This window comes from Paenibacillus sp. SN-8-1 (genome assembly GCF_050995535.1).
GTDB lineage: Bacteria > Bacillota > Bacilli > Paenibacillales > Paenibacillaceae > Fontibacillus.
Window position 1 is genome coordinate 152,563 of record NZ_CP194782.1, and the last position, 17,438, is coordinate 170,000.

Sequence of the window (17,438 nt, forward strand, 5' to 3'; positions counted from 1 at the left end):
AATGACACACAATCCATTAGAGGAAATTAACCAGAAGGTAGTGGAAGCGATCACGGCGGCGATCTTGGCTGCGGGACTCGTAACCAAGGAAGAGCTTCCGGCGATTAAGCTCGAAGTGCCGAAGGAGAAGACTCATGGCGATCTGGCCACCAATGCGGCGATGCAGCTGACCAAGATTGCTAAGAAGAACCCCCGTCAGATTGCCGAAGCCATTCTTGAGAATCTGGACTACAGCAGCGCTTCTATTGAAAAGGCGGAGATCGCAGGTCCGGGGTTCATTAACTTCACCCTGACCAAGAGCTACCTGTATCCTGTCCTCGAGCAGGTCTATACGCAGGGAGATGATTATGGCCGGATTAATCTTGGCCAAGGTCAGAAGATTCAGGTCGAATTCGTCAGTGCGAATCCGACAGGCAGCCTGCACCTAGGACATGCACGCGGCGCAGCCGTAGGGGATGCCCTATGCAACCTGCTGGACCATGCCGGATATGATGTAACCCGCGAATATTATATTAACGATGCTGGTAATCAGGTTGTTAACCTGGCGAAGTCCATTGAAGCCCGCTATCTGCAGGAGCTTGGACAGCCTGCCGAGATGCCTGAAGATGGCTATCATGGCGAAGATATTAAAGGCTTTGCCAAAGAGCTTGTGGCAGAGCAAGGGGATGCCCTTCTCTCCCGCACACCAGGTGAACGGGCGGCATTCCTCCGCAAGTATGGCCTGGACAAAGAGCTGGCTAAGATCAAGCGTGACCTGAGCCGATTCCGGGTTCATTTTGACAGCTGGTTCAGCGAGACCTCCCTTTACGAGAACGGCCAGGTGGAGGCTTCGCTTCAGGAGCTTAAGGACAAAGGCCAGACTTATGAGCTTGATGGAGCTACCTGGCTGAGAACGACCGATTACGGCGATGATAAAGACCGTGTCCTTGTTAAGAATGACGGCACGTATACTTACCTTACGCCGGATATCTCTTATCACCGCAACAAGTTCAATCGCGGCTATGACCGCATGATCAATATTTTTGGAGCCGATCATCACGGCTATATCCCGCGTCTTAAAGCTGCCATGGCAGGACTGGGCAACGACCCGGACAAGCTGACAGTTCTGATTGCCCAAATGGTCAGCCTGTTCCAGGATGGCGAGAAAGTGAAGATGTCCAAACGGACAGGTAAAGCCGTTACAATGGTCGACCTTATGGACGAAGTAGGCGTTGATGCCATTCGCTACTTCTTCACGATGCGCAGTATGGACTCGCACCTGGACTTTGATATGGACCTTGCCGTATCCACATCGAACGAGAACCCGGTCTATTATGTACAGTATGCACATGCGCGGATCTGCAGCGTCTTCCGTCAGGCTGAAGAGCAGGGAATCGCGATTCCAACTCCGGCGAATGCCGACCTGACCAAGCTGACCGCCGAGCATGAATATGCCCTGCTCCGCAAGATCGGCGAGCTGCCTGAGGAGATTGAGACAGCGGCGAATAACTTTGCGCCGCACCGTCTTGTTCGCTATGTGTATGAACTTGCATCCTTGTTCCACAGCTACTACAGAGCCGAGCGCGTCATCACCGAAGACGCGCAGCAGACCGCCGCGCGCCTCGTGCTGCTCGGCGCTACCCGCCGTGTGATCGCGCGCGTACTCGCGCTCATCGGCGTAGAAGCCCCGGACCGCATGTAGCGATACCACCGGCTCATGCGGCAAATCCCGCCAAGCCGGCACGACGCCGGCTTAGGCGCAAGCCCCGCCCTAGCGGCTTCGCCCGCTAGGCGCATGGCGCTGCGGCGGCCCGACCTGCCGCCGCCGCTGCAACAACAAGGCCCCGCCCCGGAATTCCCGGGCGGGGCCTTGTTGCCTCTAGCAATGGAGCCGAGCTTAGCGCCGGCTCCATTCTCACGGTCCGAGCGGCCTGCGGCTGACCGCTGACCGCCATACATGGCTGCGCCGCGCCAGAAACCTCGCGTGATGCAGCTGCTCATCCACGGAGTGCATCCGCATCCGCCGCACGGACCGCGCATCCACGCAGCGCAGCAGCATTCACCGCACTGGCGCATCCACGCAGTGCGCCATACATCCACCGCATCCGCCGCGGCCTTTGAAGCGGGGCTCTAAGGAGCCCCCCGCTTGAACAGCCGCAGCGCATTCACTTCCGCGGGGGAGACGCCCCCGCGGGCAGAGCGCTTCCTGGCCGAGAGCACCGGCCGGGCGCTCTTACGCAGCAGCTGCTTGATCTCGGCCGGTGCAAGGCCCGGCCGGAGAGCGAGCAGCAGTGCAATGGAGCCGCTGACATGCGACGTGGCCATTGAGGTGCCGTTCATCTCTCTATGCTTGCCCCCGATCCAGGAAGAGTAGATCTTCTCGCCTGGAGCGTAAATATCAACATGGGGCCCGCTGTTGCTGAAGCGGGCAATCCTGCGGCTGCGGTCTGTGGCTCCAACGGAGATCGTCTGCGGATAACGGGCAGGGTAATCCACGCTGCGGCTCTTATTATCATTTCCGGCAGAGGCGACAACGACCACTCCGGCCTGAAGTGCTTTATTAACTACATTGAATAGAGACTTGTTCTTGGATTTCATGCCGAAGCTCATATTAATAATATCTACTTGATTTCGGACACACCAATCAATACCCAGGATAATGTCCGACACATAGGCGGCTCCATTGTGATCAAAGGCTTTGACCGGATAGATCGTGGCCCGCGGGGCAACCCCGAGAATCCCCTGTATGCTTCCCGCGCCTGCGATTGTCCCTGTAATATGAGTGCCATGGCCGTTATCATCATGGGGAAGCATGTTCGGGTTTAAGAGATTAACGCCTCTGGCCAGAGAGTGGCGCAGATCGGGATGGCTGAAGTCAGCACCCGTATCAATGACGGCGATACGAACCTGGTAGCCGGTTGAGGAAGACCAGACGTCAGGAGCCTGAATATGACGGACTCCCCAAGGAATCTCGGGAGTATTCACCATTCCGCTGGCGGGCACAGCATGGACGCTGATCAGGGCATCCGGCTCAAGAATGAGGCCTTTGCGGCAGCTCTGAGGCAAGTCGGTGAGGGAGAATGGACAGATGAAGGCTTGCAGCAGGGAAGAGCTGCGGATGAGGCGCATTTGAGGGAGAGAACGCTTCATCCGGTTAAGCTGCTTAAGGCATTCCTGATATGCTGCCGGGCGGGCAAATCGGATAATGGTCCGTTGTTCCTTTTGTGCGGCGCTCCCGGTTTTCTCCTGGATAAAATTAAGGAATCGGGCATAGTCCATTGCGAGCAGCCCCTTCTGACAAAAGCGAGTTGTAGAAGTATTGTATGAACGCTCCAGCGGACAGGAGTGGGTAACATGCCCTATACGCCAGGAAATAGGCGGGGGCATATTTTATTTGAAGATAGGGGAATTCATCCGTGTCAAAAGCAGGAATAGCACATAGGATGTGAAGAGAGCCTGAACGGGCTTTCAGCTTGCGATTTCTGAAGATCGCGACTTACTCTTCAGAGAGCGGATACAGTCAAAAAGGCGGGGGGCGCTGCTCCCCGTCTTTTCTTTGAGCATAAATCCACAGATTTGCGGGGGCGCTCCATTCCTCCGGGACTTTGGTATAGGAATTCGCCTAAATAAACTTGCATTTTGCTGCCAAATAGGTTTTACTTATGTGTGATAAAGAACAGAATGGATGAATGGGGGTTCCCCTCAACTTCTGCTTGAAACATTGTGTGAGAGGACGTGTGTAAGTGAGTACACCGCTCAATTTGAAGTTTGATCCGGAGAAAGTGCACGAAATTCCGATGGTCGACTTGGCCTTTATGATTTTGAAAGCGGCGAATACGCCATATTACTACCGTGATTTGATGAATGAGGTAGCTAAGCTTCGCGGCATGTCGGAAGCTGAGATTAATGATGCCATTGCCCAGTTATATACGGAGATTAATATCGACGGCCGTTTTGCCTGTGTAGGTACAAATCTTTGGGGACTCAAGCGCTGGTATCCAATCGAACGTTCCGAAGATCCAGTGGCTAATGCCAAGCGTCCGCGCATTATTAACGATGAAGATGATGATGAGGATGACTTCGTTGAAGAGGAAGAGACATACGCATCCGACGATGATGATGATTACGATGCCGTTGACGAAGACGGTGAGGATGAGCTGTTCCCGGATGAAGACGATGACGCCGATGTGGAAGACGAAGAGATTCTGGATGACGAAGAATTGGACGAAGATGAGGACGATTCCGAAGATTCCGATGATGAAGATGTAGAGGATGACCTCGAAGATAGATAGTCTCCCTAGGCCGTAATCCTGTCCGAATGGTTCCCATAATCGCTCTGTTACCTTACTTGACAGGGGGGGCGGTTACAGGTAAACTATTGCTTGGGCTTATGATTCAGACCTATAAATATGATCAATTTTAAAAAGTGCCCCGTCTTGTTCGGGTGTCACTTTTTTTGTTTTTTATGTGCCTTTTTGAGGGTGATTTCTATCTCATTGGGTTACGCTATATTGGAATACTGATCGTTTTTCTGTACAAGCTTCAAAGGATTTCTGGACTACTTACTGGACTACTTATAGGAGGTTTTAAGACTGTGACAAAATATATTTTCGTAACCGGGGGTGTGGTCTCTTCCCTGGGTAAAGGGATTACTGCCGCATCCCTCGGGAGACTGCTCAAGAATAGAGGTTTGAAGGTTACAATCCAGAAATTCGATCCTTATATTAACGTAGACCCGGGGACAATGAGTCCTTACCAGCACGGTGAGGTTTTCGTTACCGATGATGGAGCCGAGACGGACCTTGACCTTGGTCACTATGAACGTTTCATTGATATTAACCTATCTAAGAACAGCAACGTAACGACCGGTAAGGTGTATTCCTCGGTCATCAGCAAAGAGCGCCGTGGTGAATATCTCGGGGGGACCGTTCAGGTTATTCCTCATATTACGAATGAGATCAAAGAACGTGTATACCGTGCTGGCCGCGAGGCTGGCTCGGATGTCGTGATTACAGAGATCGGCGGTACCGTTGGGGATATCGAAAGTCTGCCGTTCCTGGAAGCCATCCGCCAGATCAAGAGTGATATTGGACGCGAGAACGTAATGTATATTCACGTTACTCTGATTCCTTATATCAAGGCTGCCGGTGAAGTGAAGACCAAGCCGACTCAGCACAGTGTCAAAGAGCTACGCAGTATCGGGATTCAGCCAAATGTCATCGTTTGCCGTACAGAGCATGAGCTGTCTGCTGACATGAAAGCCAAAATCGCCCTCTTCTGTGATATCGATGCGAGTGCGGTTGTAGAGTGCCGCGATGCGGATACACTGTATCAAGTGCCTTTGAACCTTCGTGAAGAAGGACTTGATGAGATCGTAGTCAACCACTTGAAGCTGACTACCCCGGCCCCGGATATGACGGAGTGGGAAGGCCTGGTTAACCGGATCAACAAGCTTGAGAAGACAGTAGAGATCGCTATTGTCGGTAAATACGTGGCCCTGCATGATGCCTACCTCAGCGTGGTTGAGTCTCTTTCCCATGCGGGATTTGACTCCAATGCGGACGTGAAGATCCGCTGGGTGCATGCGGAAGAGGTAACAGACGAGAACGTGGAAGAAATGCTGGGCGGAGTTGGCGGTATCCTGGTTCCTGGCGGCTTCGGCGACCGGGGAATTGAAGGTAAAGTCAGCACAATCCGTTATGCCCGTGAGAAGAAAATTCCATTCTTCGGCATCTGCCTCGGAATGCAGGTCGCAGTCATTGAGCATGCCCGTTCGTTGGCAGGTCTGACAGGCGCGAACAGCTCGGAGATTAATCCGGCTACAGAATATCCGGTTATCGATCTGCTCCCAGAACAGAAGGATATCGAAGACTTGGGCGGAACGATGCGTCTGGGTCTGTACCCTTGTAAGCTGACACCGGGCTCTCTTGCAGAGCAGTGCTACAACGATGAACTTGTGTATGAGAGACACCGTCACCGGTACGAATTCAACAACGCTTATCGTGAAGTGATCGAGAAGGCGGGTCTGCGGATTTCGGGAACCTCTCCGGATGGCCGTTTGGTTGAGATTGTGGAGTGCCCGGATCATCCTTGGTTCCTAGCTGTACAGTTCCATCCGGAATTTACGTCTCGTCCGAATCGTCCACAGCCTTTGTTCCGTGAGTTTGTTAAGGCTTCTATTACCCATAATTCATAATCCTGTATCAATAGTTTTCGTAAAATGAAAATTGATCCCAGAAATTAGCAGGAATTTTAAACTTTCAGGCGAATATCTAACACATCAGACTGCCTGCGGCGGCGGTATTATCAAGATGATTAGAGGATTTCGGGAGGGTTGTGTTGTAATGGACAAGAAGCTTCTGATCGTTGACGACCAGAATGGCATCCGGATTTTGCTGATGGAAGTGTTCAGCAGCGAGGGTTATACCACGTATCAAGCAGCAAATGGCAAGCTCGCTTTAGAGATCGTGCGCAGTGAATCACCGGATCTGGTACTGCTGGATATGAAGATCCCGGGGATGGACGGATTGGAGATTTTGAAGCATATCAAAGCCGTGAATCCAGACATTAAGGTCATTATGATGACGGCCTATGGCGAGCTTGATATTATCAAGGAAGCGACAGAACTCGGCGCTTTAATGCATTTCACGAAGCCGTTTGATATCGATGAGATGCGTATTGCAGTCAATATGCAGCTGAAAGGCGGCGCAATGATTTAGGACTCCGGAAGCGGAGTCCTTTTTTTTGTCAAGAATGAGATCCAAAGGTTGTTTAGTATTTTGTCGATTATGTGGTATAATATGTAGGTGTGAGAATCGGGTAGTAACATATATTAGCCAACTTTTAGGAGGACGAACCATGCCATTAGTATCCATGAAAGAAATGTTGAACAAAGCACTTGAGGGGAAATATGCTGTAGGTCAATACAACATCAACAACCTTGAGTGGACCCAAGCGATCCTGGCTGCCGCAGAAGAAGAGAAGTCACCAGTTATCCTTGGCGTATCCGAAGGCGCTGCACGCCACATGAGCGGTTTCTACACCGTTGTTAAGATTGTAGAAGGACTTATTCAAGATATGAAAATTACAGTTCCTGTAGCTATCCATCTTGACCATGGATCAAGCTTCGACAAATGTAAAGAAGCGATCGACGCTGGCTTCACTTCCGTAATGATCGATGCTTCCCATGGTTCGATCGAACATAACATCGAGACAACTAAGAAAGTTGTCGAATATGCACACTCCAAAGGAGTTTCCGTTGAGGCTGAGGTTGGCCTTGTGGGTGGACAAGAAGACGATGTTGTAGCTGATGTAATGTATGCGAAGCTTGACGACTGCGTACGTATCGTTAAAGAGACTGGCATCGACACACTGGCTCCAGCACTCGGATCTGTACACGGACCATACAAAGGTGAACCAAACCTTGGTTTTGCTGAGATGGAAGAAATTCGTGATGCCGTTAAGGTTCCACTCGTTCTTCATGGTGGTACAGGTATCCCGACTCATGACATCAAGAAAGCTATCTCCTTGGGTACTTCCAAGATTAACGTAAATACCGAGAACCAAATTGAATTTACTAAAGCAGTTCGCGAAGTGCTTGCGGCTAAGCCGGAAGCTTATGACCCGCGTTCATACATCGTACCGGGCCGCGAAGCGATCAAACAAACCGTAATCGGCAAGATCCGCGAGTTCGGATCCAACAACAAAGCCTAATATATGCTTTGAATACAGAAGAGGGATTCCGCCCTGGGCGGAGTTCCTCTTTTTTATGTGGGATTTAGACAAAGGTGCTTTTATGAGGCAGAAGTGGTATTATGGAAAGGAATTGTCAGAATTATTTTGCCTGCAGGAGGAACCTCACTTTGATGGAAAAATTAATGATCAGCGGCGGACGCCCGCTTAAGGGAACCGTTCAGATCAGCGGGGCCAAGAACAGTGCGATTGCGCTTCTGCCAGCAGCTATTTTAGCTGAGTCGGAAGTCGTTCTGGACAATTTGCCAGAACTTAGCGATGTAGCTGTATATACTGAAATTCTTGAAGATTTGGGTGCGAGCGTAACTTGGTCCGGGAATCAGATCAAGATTGATCCAAGCACAATTAAATCTATTCCTATGCCGAATGGGCCTGTGAAGAAACTCCGGGCTTCGTACTATATGATGGGTGCCCTACTTGGCCGGTTTGGTGAAGCGACGATTGGACTTCCAGGAGGGTGCAACTTTGAACCCCGTCCGATTGATCAGCATATCAAAGGCTTTGAAGCGCTCGGCGCCACAGTAACCAATGAACATGGAGCCATTCATCTTTACGCGAAGGAACTGCTTGGTGCGAAGATCTACTTGGATGTGTCCAGTGTGGGCGCAACTATCAATATTATGCTGGCTGCGGCCAGAGCTAAGGGCTCCACTATTATTGAGAATGCCGCCAAAGAACCTGAAATTATAGATGTAGCCACACTCTTGAATTCCATGGGTGCGATTATTAAAGGAGCGGGAACCGAGACGATCCGCATTGAAGGAGTCCGGGAGATGCACGGATGCCGACATTCGATCATACCTGACCGGATTCAGGCGGGGACTTATATGATTGCCGCAGCGGCAACCCGCGGTAATGTTCTTATTGATAATGTTATTCCCAAGCATTTAGAGGCACTAACTGCTAAACTGATTGAGATGGGCGTTACTGTTGAGGAGCTGGATGAATCTATCCGTGTTATTGGCGCGGCTTCTTACGGGCATGCTGATGTAAAAGCACTGGTATACCCTGGCTTTCCTACGGACATGCAGTCTCCTATGACAAGTCTTTTGACACAGACGGAAGGGGTTAGTGTGCTTAGCGACTTCGTATACAGCAACCGCTTTAAGCACGTTCCTGAGCTTGTGCGCATGGGCGCCAAGATCCGAGTGGAGGGCCGGTCTGCGATAATTGAAGGCGGTAAGCTTAATGCAGCCAAGGTGAAGGCGGCTGACCTGAGAGCAGGCGCAGCGCTCGTTATTGCCGGGCTTACGGTGGAGGAAGGTATTACCGAAGTCTCCGGTGTCGAATTAATTGATCGAGGATATGATCATCTTGTCACGAATCTGCGTGATCTTGGCGCGGATGTTTGGCGGCAGACAGAATAGTTCTCGGAATAGTTCTAAGGGATCGCCAGGGGCGGCTGCTTGATGGACGGGCTGCTCCTGGAGGATTACCTCAGTTATAACCCCTCTATGGAAGATTTTTGTTCTTGTCCGCATAACTCCCCCCACTACGGGTATAACTATTCTATAACTCTTAAGATGTCATCATAGATTTCTGGCTTTCATAGAATCATGCTCCATCTCTTCGGATTGGAACTTCTCATCATCCTCGTGCGTTTACTCAGGCTAGCATTTTCTTATCTTTCACTCCCGACATTGCATTACAATGAATTATAAATTGAATAGGTGGTTAATTACATGGATCTTCAAATTGCTGATTTGGAAGAAAAAAAGCTGACCGATTTGTACAAGCTTGCCAAGCAGTACCAAATCCCGTATTACGGACAGCTGAAGAAGAAAGAATTGATTTTTGCTATATTACGCGCTCAAGCTGAACAAAGCGGACTTATGTTTATGGAGGGCGTGCTCGAGATTCTGCCGGAAGGTTACGGGTTTCTGCGACCGATCAACTATTTGCCAAGTACGGAGGATATCTATATATCCGCTTCCCAAATTCGTAAGTTTGACCTGCGGACCGGTGATTTGGTATCTGGTAAATGCCGTACACCTAAGGAGAATGAGCGTTATTTCGGCTTGCTTCAAGTCAATGCCGTAAATGGTGAGGACCCGGCTCAGGCCTCAGAACGTCTTCACTTTCCAGCATTAACGCCATTATACCCTCAGAAGAAGCTTTCGCTTGAGACCTCGCCCACATCATTGTCTACCCGGATTATGGATCTGCTGGCTCCGGTCGGACTTGGTCAGCGTGGGCTTATTGTAGCGCCTCCAAAAGCGGGTAAGACGCTGCTGCTTAAAGAGATTGCCAACAGTATCTCTACGAATAACCCGGACATTTCCTTGTTTGTTCTGCTTATTGATGAACGTCCGGAGGAAGTAACGGATATGCAGCGTTCGGTAAAAGGAGAGGTCATCGCCTCCACCTTCGACGAACTCCCGGAGAACCATATCAAGGTCGCTGAGCTGGTGCTGCAGCGCGCACTGCGTCTAGTCGAGCACAAGAAGGACGTTGTCATTCTTATGGATAGTATTACCCGGCTCGCCCGTGCGTACAATCTCGTCGTTCCACCATCCGGGCGGACACTCAGCGGAGGTATTGATCCGGCTGCGTTCCATCGGCCGAAGCGGTTCTTTGGATCGGCGCGGAATGTGGAGGAGGGCGGCAGCCTGACGATCCTGGCTACTGCGCTCGTTGATACCGGCTCGCGGATGGACGATATTATTTATGAAGAGTTCAAAGGCACGGGGAACATGGAGCTTCATCTGGATCGGAAGCTGGCAGAACGGCGTATCTTCCCGGCGATCGATATCCGCCGCTCGGGTACCCGCCGCGAGGAAGTGCTCCTTACGAAGGAAGAGCTGGATACAATCTGGTCTATTCGTAAGAATATGAATGAGAGCTATGATTTCGTAGAGGGCTTCCTCAAGAAGCTGCGTGACTCCAAGACGAATGCCGAGTTCCTGGCCTCGTTTGATGCGGCTGGAAGCGCCCCGGCACAGGCAGCATCCGGCAGCACCAGCCCGCGCCGTCCCAGTCGTCAAGCGCCATCCACTTTAAGTACCTAACAAACAGCTTAGCGGCTTGTCCTAAGACTACTAAGCAAAGAGGAGAACAACATGTATTTGGTATACGCTGATGAACAAGGAAATGTATTCGATCATCCATCTCTTTATGGGCTTGCCCGTAGCGGGGATATGATCGTTGAGATAATGGAAGATGAGTTAATCCCCCTGCCTGATGGGGCAACCTTGGTCGGTCTGCCAAGCACCCGCCCGGTAGGCCTTGATCCGGAGAGTGGGGAGATGCAGGCTCTTCCCGGCAATGTTCAGGCTGTAGGAGCGCTGCTCCCGCAGGGCTTCACACGTCTGTGCTTGCCTGGTTATGTGAAGACAGACAAGGAATACAAGCTGCCTTTGTTCGGGTATTCTGCTGTAGTATGGAATGAAGGCAAATTCTATGTAACGGCACGTCTAACTGACGATCCTGAGAAATGGAATCCTCTGAACTGCGATCCGCTGGAGCTTAAGAACCAAGTGAAGCGGATGAGGGAAGAATATCCGGAGAATCGGCTTTATGAGCACTTATCCAACTGCGCCCTGGGCTACGAGTGTCTAACGGCCTCCAATACATTCCTGAACCGCTGGGAAGGTGCGGTACCGGTGTCGTATTCCTGCAATGCGGGTTGTTTTGGCTGTATTTCCGAGCAGCCGGATGACAGCGGGTTTGTCTCGCCGCAGACACGGATGAACTTCCGGCCTCGGACCGAAGAGATCGTAGAGGTAATGCTTGAGCATCTGAAGACGCCAGAATCCATCATCAGCTTCGGTCAGGGGTGTGAGGGTGAACCCTCCACACAGGCCAAATTGATTATTGATGCGATCCGTCAGGTCCGCCAGATCACAGATATGGGCTATATTAATATCAACACGAATGCAGGTCTGAGCGATCACATCCGGGGCATTGTGGATGCGGGGCTTGATCTAATGCGTGTCAGCACCATTAGTGCTTTGGATGACCACTATAACGCGTACTATAAGCCAAGAGGATATACTCTTGCGAATGTGGAGAAGTCCCTTCGCTATGCTTCGGAACAAGGAGTCTACACTTCGATTAACTATCTAATATTCCCGGGGGTTACAGATCGTGAAGAAGAGATTGAAGCGATGATCGAGTTTGCTAGACGCACCAAGCTTCGGTTAATCCAGTGGCGCAACCTGAATATTGATCCGGAGAGTTATCTAGGGCTGATTCCCAAGGCTAAGGGAGATATTCTTGGCATGAAGCAGGCGATCGAGATATTCCAGGAAGAACTGCCGGATGTCGTGATGGGGTCTTACTCCCACGTGCCGCCAGCTGAGCTTAAACGATTCAAGAATGGCGTCCGTAACGCTTAATAAGCGATTGCAATTTGTGTTATGACTATGATACAATCATAGTTGGTTATTATAACTCTGGGTACGCATGAGACTCAGGGCGGAAAGAGGTGAAAGTCATGAATCAAGCTATTCAACCGAAATATCACGTGACTACTGTTACTTGCGCATGCGGTAATAAGTTCGAAACTGGATCTGTTCAAGAGGATCTTCGCGTGGAGATTTGCTCCGCTTGCCACCCGTTCTTCACAGGCAAACAGAAATTCCTGGATGCTGGCGGCCGCGTTGATAAATTTAAGAAGAAATACGGAATCTAATACGATCTGCTGCTCTGCAGCCTGATCGATATATGCAAATCCCCTCTGATTCGTCAGAGGGGATTTTTCTTTGTGTATAAGGGATAAGTAATTCAATTATCGGCATAATAGGCGTTGAATAGGAACTCTCTATTGATCTCAATCGGGGTTAGTTTCCTTTAAGCTCAATCGTTTCGTTAATTTTGCTCCATACGTTCTGTTTGCCGAATCCAAGTCTCCAAAGGGCAATTCCCTTCAGACCGTATCGTTTGGCAAGGCCGATCTTGGCATTGACAGTATTCTCGTTCTCGCTGTACAAGTTCACACCCAGTACAAGCTTATCCTTGGACACGGATTTGAGCGCAAGCTTGATGGCATTATCTACTTTATCCGTCGGTTGGGGAAGCTTCTCATCCGTGTAAGCATAGGCCATAATAATCAATTCGTCCGCCAGCTCGCCAAGCTTCTTATAGTCATAACCATGATAAGATCCATTAAGTGGTGGTAATGCTAGGGATAGCTTTAGACCGGCGGCATGTGCGGCGTCAGCGGCCTCTTTGACCAGGTTGCTGTATGCAGCCTGAACGGTCTTGGCGTCGCCTGTCAGGCCCAGCCCTTCCAGGTCAAGGAGAACGCCTTTAAATTGATTTTTGACTGCGGTGTCTATAATTTGACGGAGCGCATTTTCCCGGGCGGTTTCGTCTTCTACTACTTTCGTTAGTTCTCCTTTGGTGTCACCGGAATAGACTAGCAGGTAAGGAGATGTTCCTGCCGCAGAAGAGTCTGTAACCAGACTTTCAGGTGTGACCTCGCCAGCTGGCTTAGGCCATTTGAAGTCTGTTCCTGAAGTGGTGAACGCTCCAGTGGCATCGATTCGGCTCCATCCGAATCCTACAGCATCAAAGTCAGGAATCAATACGGATTCGCTAAATGAGTTAATTGCGTAGAAAGCTAATGTATAAAGCTTCTCGCGGGGCGATACGATGCTTACCGTATTCGAGGGCCCGTCCCATTTAACCGCGGCTCCGAATTGCTGGCTGAAGAAGCTGAGCGGGATCATTGTGGTACCGCCAATCGTCTGCGGTGGCAGGGCGATAGCAATCTTTTGTCCATTAACCGAAGCGTTCTTGCTTCCGAGTGTTAAGGTTACTTTTTTGGCATCACCACCCGTTCCCTTGGTAGCTGTAATAGATTTCGATTTCTCATCCCAATTCACCGTTACTCCAAGTGCCTCGGAGATTGCGCGAAATGGAACAAGGGTTGTTCCTTTCACAATAGTCGGCTGGGTTGGAAACGGAAGTGGGTAGCCATCTAGTATGATACTAACTTTGCCGGCCGCGCTGGCCGTGCTTGTGCCAAGTCCCCCGAATGCTGAAATAGCCAGGGTCAGGCCAAGAATAGCTTTTGATCTTTTTAATGGATTCATAATATGAAATAAGCCACCTTCCTTGTACTAACTTGAACATCAGACTTCCAGCTTACATTACCGTCATTGCTGCTTCTTACTAGCTGCTGGGCGAGAGAATATAAGTCTATTATTCAGTGCCTCTATCAAATTATATCAATAGTCTTGTATAAATTGGAATATATAGTTAAATACAGAGTCAGAAATGCATTGGTTCATCTGTTAACTTTTTCTAACCGTTTGCATTTTGTACAAGCTTGAGATATACTTATTTTCACCGTGCTAGATGGGGAGGTAGCGGTGCCCTGTAACTCGCAATCCGCTGTAGCGAGGTTGAATTCCTATTAGAGGTCTTGTCGATGTGAGGTTTGGTCCTTGCAGTCAATGTTGACGGCTGGGTCCTCCGCAATGAGTAACTGTGAACCTGGTCAGGTCCGGAAGGAAGCAGCCATAAGCAGTCCCACTCTTGTGCCGGAGGGTGGCCTAGCCCGAGTTGATCTGCAAGGGTGCCACTTGGATCGCAATGATCGATAATAGGTGCACGGTACACCAATAACTAACACGAACATCTTTGCCTTAGCAGGCGGAGATGTTTTTTTGTACGCTTTTACCTGTCATCCATGGATTAAAAAGTTTTTCTCGTCCAAGGAGTATAGTATAATAAAGGTATGCGATAAATGTAATTAACGGGAAGTCTGAAAGAAGGTGCCGCAAGTGGAACATATCGCGCTGTACCGCGCTTGGCGGCCGCAGTCGTTTCAAGATATGGTAGGTCAGCAGCATATTATCCGGACGCTTCAGAATGCGATTCGGGAGAACCGGCTGTCTCATGCTTACTTGTTCAGTGGGCCTAGAGGAACCGGGAAGACAAGTGCTGCGAAGATATTAGCTAAGGCTGTGAACTGTGAGAATGGACCTGCAGCCGAGCCTTGTAATGAATGTGAATCCTGCAGACGCATTACGGCGGGAGCCGTAATGGATGTGCTCGAGATAGATGCGGCCTCCAACCGGGGGGTTGAAGAGATAAGGGACCTGCGCGAGAAGGTGAAATATGCGCCAACAGAGGTCCGGCACAAGGTATATATCATAGATGAGGTTCACATGCTGACGACAGAAGCCTTCAATGCGCTGCTGAAGACACTGGAGGAGCCGCCTCCGCATGTGATGTTTATTCTGGCAACAACGGAGCCTCACCGGCTTCCGGCCACGGTGATCTCACGCTGTCAGCGCTTCGACTTCCGCAGGGTATCCCTGGAGGAACAAAGCGACAGGCTGAAGCTGATTTGCGATCAGGAGAATATCACTGCCGATGACGAGGCCATACAGTATATTGCCCGGCTATCGGATGGCGGGATGCGGGATGCACTAAGCATACTGGATCAAATATCCTCCTTTACCGATGGGCATGTCTCTTACGAACAAGTACTGGCCATGACTGGAGGTATTCCGTCACGTCAGTTCGCCGAACTTGCAGAGGCGCTGTCGCGAGGGGATATCGGCGGGATGCTGCAGATGATCGAAGCGTTTATGCAGGAAGGCAAGAGCGCGGATAAATGCATGGAGAATCTACTCTACTATTTCCGTGATCTGCTGATGATTAAGATGGTGCCTAAGGCTGGGCATATGACTGAGCGGGTTCTGGATGCGCGGGATTTTGAAGAAATGGCGAAAGCCTTTACAAAGCCGCAGCTGTTCGGTATTATCGACACGTTGAACCATTATCAGACCGAGATGAAGTATGCGGCACAGCCGCAAATGCTTTTTGAGGTTGCTCTGCTCAAGCTGTGCAGTATCACCCAGGAAGAGTCGCTATGTTTATCGACCCAGGCCTCAGCTCCTGCCAAGAGTGCGGATGCTTCCGAGGTTCAGCAGCTTAAACGCCAGCTGTCTGAGCTTGAGAAGAAGCTGGATCAGGCGCTGAAGAACGGTGTTTCGTCTGGTGCAGGCGGTTCCGATTCTTCGGGCCCGTCCCGCTCACAAGCCAGCAGATCTCCCTCGCCCAGGATCTCATCGCTTGCCAAGATTCCATCGAATATTGACCAGTATATTGCACAGCGCAGTTCACCGGAATTTATTGCGATTCAGAATAAATGGAATCAGATCCTGCAGCGTGTGAAGGAGGAGAAGGTTACGATTCATGCCTGGTTCATGAATGGAGAACCTGTCTCTGTACTGGATAACAACGTACTCGTAGCTTTCAAGAACGACATTCACCGGGAGACAACCGAGAAACCGGCCAACAAAGAAGTTATTGAGCGTATATTAGAGCAGCAGCTCGGGAGCCCCTTCCGTCTTGTCAGTATGATGCTGAAGGATTGGAATGAGGCCATCAAGGGTGCGGGGACTCCGTCACCAGAACCTTTTGAGCTTGAGCCGGGTCCTGATGAAGGCGGGGCAAGCAAGGAACCGTGGGTGGATGAGGCGCTCCAAATGTTTGGAGATGACCTTGTAGTTATAAAAGAATAACTTTGTATACCAATCTAAAGGAGTGTTTAGAGTGAACAATATGAACCAAATGATGAAGCAAGTGAAGAAAATGCAAGAGCAAATGCTTAAAGCTCAGGAGGAGCTCGGAGATAAAGTGATGGAGGGCACCTCCGGTGGCGGCGTTGTAAATGTTAAAGTAAATGGCCATAAGAAAGTTCTATCTATCGATATTAAGCCAGAGGCAGTGGATCCGGACGATGTAGAAATGCTGCAGGATTTGATTTTGACTGCGGTAAATGATGCTCTGACCAAAGCTGAAGAATTGGCTAACCAAGATATGGGTAAATTCACAGGCGGTATGAAAATTCCAGGATTGTTCTAATCATAATACTGAAGGAGCACGCTTAATTTGTATTATCCCGAACCGATCGCTAAGCTGATCGATGCATTTACGCACCTGCCGGGAATTGGGCCCAAGACAGCGGCCCGGCTTGCTTTCCATGTGCTGCGTATGAAAGACGATGATGTTGTCGATTTCGCCAAAGCACTGGTCAGTGTGAAGCGGAATCTTCACTATTGTTCTATCTGCTGTAACATTACCGATACCGATCCGTGCCGAATTTGTCAGGATAAGAGCCGGGATGCTTCTGTAATCTGCGTTGTTCAGGAGTCGAGAGACTTGGTGGCTATGGAGAGAACGAAGGAATTTGACGGGTATTATCATGTCCTGCAAGGCGCGATTTCTCCTATGGAGGGGATTGGTCCGGACGAGATTCGTCTTAAAGAGTTGCTCGGACGCCTGAGTGATGAGCGAGTGCAGGAATTGATTTTGGCGACCAATCCGAATATCGAGGGAGAAGCTACGGCGATGTATATTTCACGCCTGGTTAAGCCTTTCGGCATTCGTGTCACAAGAATTGCTCATGGGCTGCCCGTGGGCGGCGATCTGGAATATGCGGATGAGATTACACTGTCCAAAGCCCTTGAAGGACGCCGTGAGCTTAGCTGAAGCCAGTTAATCAACGCTTAATAGTTTATACAATTTGAAGAAGCCTCCTTGGAGGCTTCTTTTTGTGTTCTAAGTTTGTCCCTATCCCGATATGTATGGAATAGATGAACGTGAAGAGGTGGAAGGAAAGCTTGAGCCTGTGATAAGGCCTGGGGCCACCTGTTTTCGCTTAGGGGGTAGGAGAATGGGGATTTTGAGCAAATGGACGGACAAAATTAAGCGGCAGCAAGAAGTGAACTCAGACTTTCAGCGCA

The 17,438-nt window shown here is 50.1% G+C and carries 16 protein-coding genes and 1 other RNA gene (1 of these 17 running past the window's edge); 14 read left to right on the forward strand and 3 right to left on the reverse strand.

Features of this window, described 5'->3' with window-relative positions:
• The first annotated feature begins 1 nt into the window (after position 1).
• Positions 2-1,681: an arginine--tRNA ligase gene (gene argS / locus ACRRNK_RS00815; RefSeq protein WP_433944964.1), complete on the forward strand. Its 1,680-nt coding sequence runs from the start codon at positions 2-4 to the stop codon at positions 1,679-1,681.
• A gap of 85 nt (positions 1,682-1,766) precedes the next feature.
• Here argS and ACRRNK_RS00820 read toward each other — a convergent pair whose 3' ends face one another.
• Both ACRRNK_RS00820 and ACRRNK_RS00825 read right to left on the reverse strand, forming a co-directional pair.
• Complete coding sequence (locus tag ACRRNK_RS00820; protein WP_433944965.1) at positions 1,767-1,898, reverse strand: hypothetical protein; 132 nt, start codon at positions 1,896-1,898, stop codon at positions 1,767-1,769.
• A gap of 211 nt (positions 1,899-2,109) precedes the next feature.
• Positions 2,110-3,258 carry a S8 family peptidase gene (locus tag ACRRNK_RS00825; RefSeq protein ID WP_433944966.1) on the reverse strand — a complete coding sequence of 383 codons (1,149 nt, stop codon included), beginning with the start codon at positions 3,256-3,258 and terminating at the stop codon, positions 2,110-2,112.
• 464 nt (positions 3,259-3,722) lie between these two features.
• Between ACRRNK_RS00825 and rpoE the strand changes: the two genes are divergently transcribed.
• From rpoE to rpmE, 8 genes are all read left to right on the forward strand, one after another.
• Positions 3,723-4,271: a DNA-directed RNA polymerase subunit delta gene (gene rpoE, locus ACRRNK_RS00830; protein WP_433944967.1), complete on the forward strand. Its 549-nt coding sequence runs from the start codon at positions 3,723-3,725 to the stop codon at positions 4,269-4,271.
• 302 nt (positions 4,272-4,573) lie between these two features.
• Positions 4,574-6,175: a CTP synthase gene (locus tag ACRRNK_RS00835; protein WP_433944968.1), complete on the forward strand. Its 1,602-nt coding sequence runs from the start codon at positions 4,574-4,576 to the stop codon at positions 6,173-6,175.
• Between the two features lie 148 nt (positions 6,176-6,323).
• The gene (locus ACRRNK_RS00840) at positions 6,324-6,698 is read left to right on the forward strand and encodes a response regulator (protein ID WP_433944969.1); all 375 of its coding nucleotides are present in this window, start codon (positions 6,324-6,326) and stop codon (positions 6,696-6,698) included.
• Positions 6,699-6,837: 139 nt separating this feature from the next.
• Positions 6,838-7,692: a class II fructose-1,6-bisphosphate aldolase gene (gene fba, locus ACRRNK_RS00845; RefSeq protein WP_433944970.1), complete on the forward strand. Its 855-nt coding sequence runs from the start codon at positions 6,838-6,840 to the stop codon at positions 7,690-7,692.
• A gap of 152 nt (positions 7,693-7,844) precedes the next feature.
• A complete protein-coding gene (locus tag ACRRNK_RS00850) occupies positions 7,845-9,098 on the forward strand; it encodes a UDP-N-acetylglucosamine 1-carboxyvinyltransferase (RefSeq protein ID WP_433946757.1) in 1,254 nt (417 codons plus the stop codon).
• A 315-nt stretch (positions 9,099-9,413) separates the two neighbouring features.
• Positions 9,414-10,739 carry a transcription termination factor Rho gene (gene rho / locus ACRRNK_RS00855; protein ID WP_433944971.1) on the forward strand — a complete coding sequence of 442 codons (1,326 nt, stop codon included), beginning with the start codon at positions 9,414-9,416 and terminating at the stop codon, positions 10,737-10,739.
• 51 nt (positions 10,740-10,790) lie between these two features.
• Complete coding sequence (locus ACRRNK_RS00860) at positions 10,791-12,068, forward strand: radical SAM protein (RefSeq protein ID WP_433944972.1); 1,278 nt, start codon at positions 10,791-10,793, stop codon at positions 12,066-12,068.
• A gap of 98 nt (positions 12,069-12,166) precedes the next feature.
• On the forward strand, positions 12,167-12,364 hold the full coding sequence (gene rpmE, locus ACRRNK_RS00865; RefSeq protein WP_127200733.1) for a 50S ribosomal protein L31: 198 nt from the start codon (positions 12,167-12,169) through the stop codon (positions 12,362-12,364).
• A gap of 148 nt (positions 12,365-12,512) precedes the next feature.
• Here rpmE and ACRRNK_RS00870 read toward each other — a convergent pair whose 3' ends face one another.
• Entirely contained in the window at positions 12,513-13,769 is a 1,257-nt protein-coding gene (locus ACRRNK_RS00870; protein WP_433944973.1) for a stalk domain-containing protein, read from the reverse strand.
• A 256-nt stretch (positions 13,770-14,025) separates the two neighbouring features.
• Between ACRRNK_RS00870 and ffs the strand changes: the two genes are divergently transcribed.
• From ffs to ACRRNK_RS00895, 5 genes are all read left to right on the forward strand, one after another.
• Positions 14,026-14,293, forward strand: an RNA gene (gene ffs, locus ACRRNK_RS00875) — signal recognition particle sRNA large type.
• Positions 14,294-14,462: 169 nt separating this feature from the next.
• On the forward strand, positions 14,463-16,214 hold the full coding sequence (gene dnaX, locus ACRRNK_RS00880) for a DNA polymerase III subunit gamma/tau (protein ID WP_433944974.1): 1,752 nt from the start codon (positions 14,463-14,465) through the stop codon (positions 16,212-16,214).
• 31 nt (positions 16,215-16,245) lie between these two features.
• The gene (locus tag ACRRNK_RS00885; RefSeq protein WP_127200730.1) at positions 16,246-16,557 is read left to right on the forward strand and encodes a YbaB/EbfC family nucleoid-associated protein; all 312 of its coding nucleotides are present in this window, start codon (positions 16,246-16,248) and stop codon (positions 16,555-16,557) included.
• A 27-nt stretch (positions 16,558-16,584) separates the two neighbouring features.
• Entirely contained in the window at positions 16,585-17,184 is a 600-nt protein-coding gene (recR, locus tag ACRRNK_RS00890; protein ID WP_251377032.1) for a recombination mediator RecR, read from the forward strand.
• Between the two features lie 184 nt (positions 17,185-17,368).
• Positions 17,369-17,438, forward strand: partial view of a DUF2508 family protein gene (locus tag ACRRNK_RS00895; RefSeq protein WP_433944975.1) — the beginning only. It continues 206 nt past the right edge of the window; 70 of the gene's 276 nt are visible here — the first part of the coding sequence; it begins with the start codon at positions 17,369-17,371; its stop codon lies off the right edge, out of view.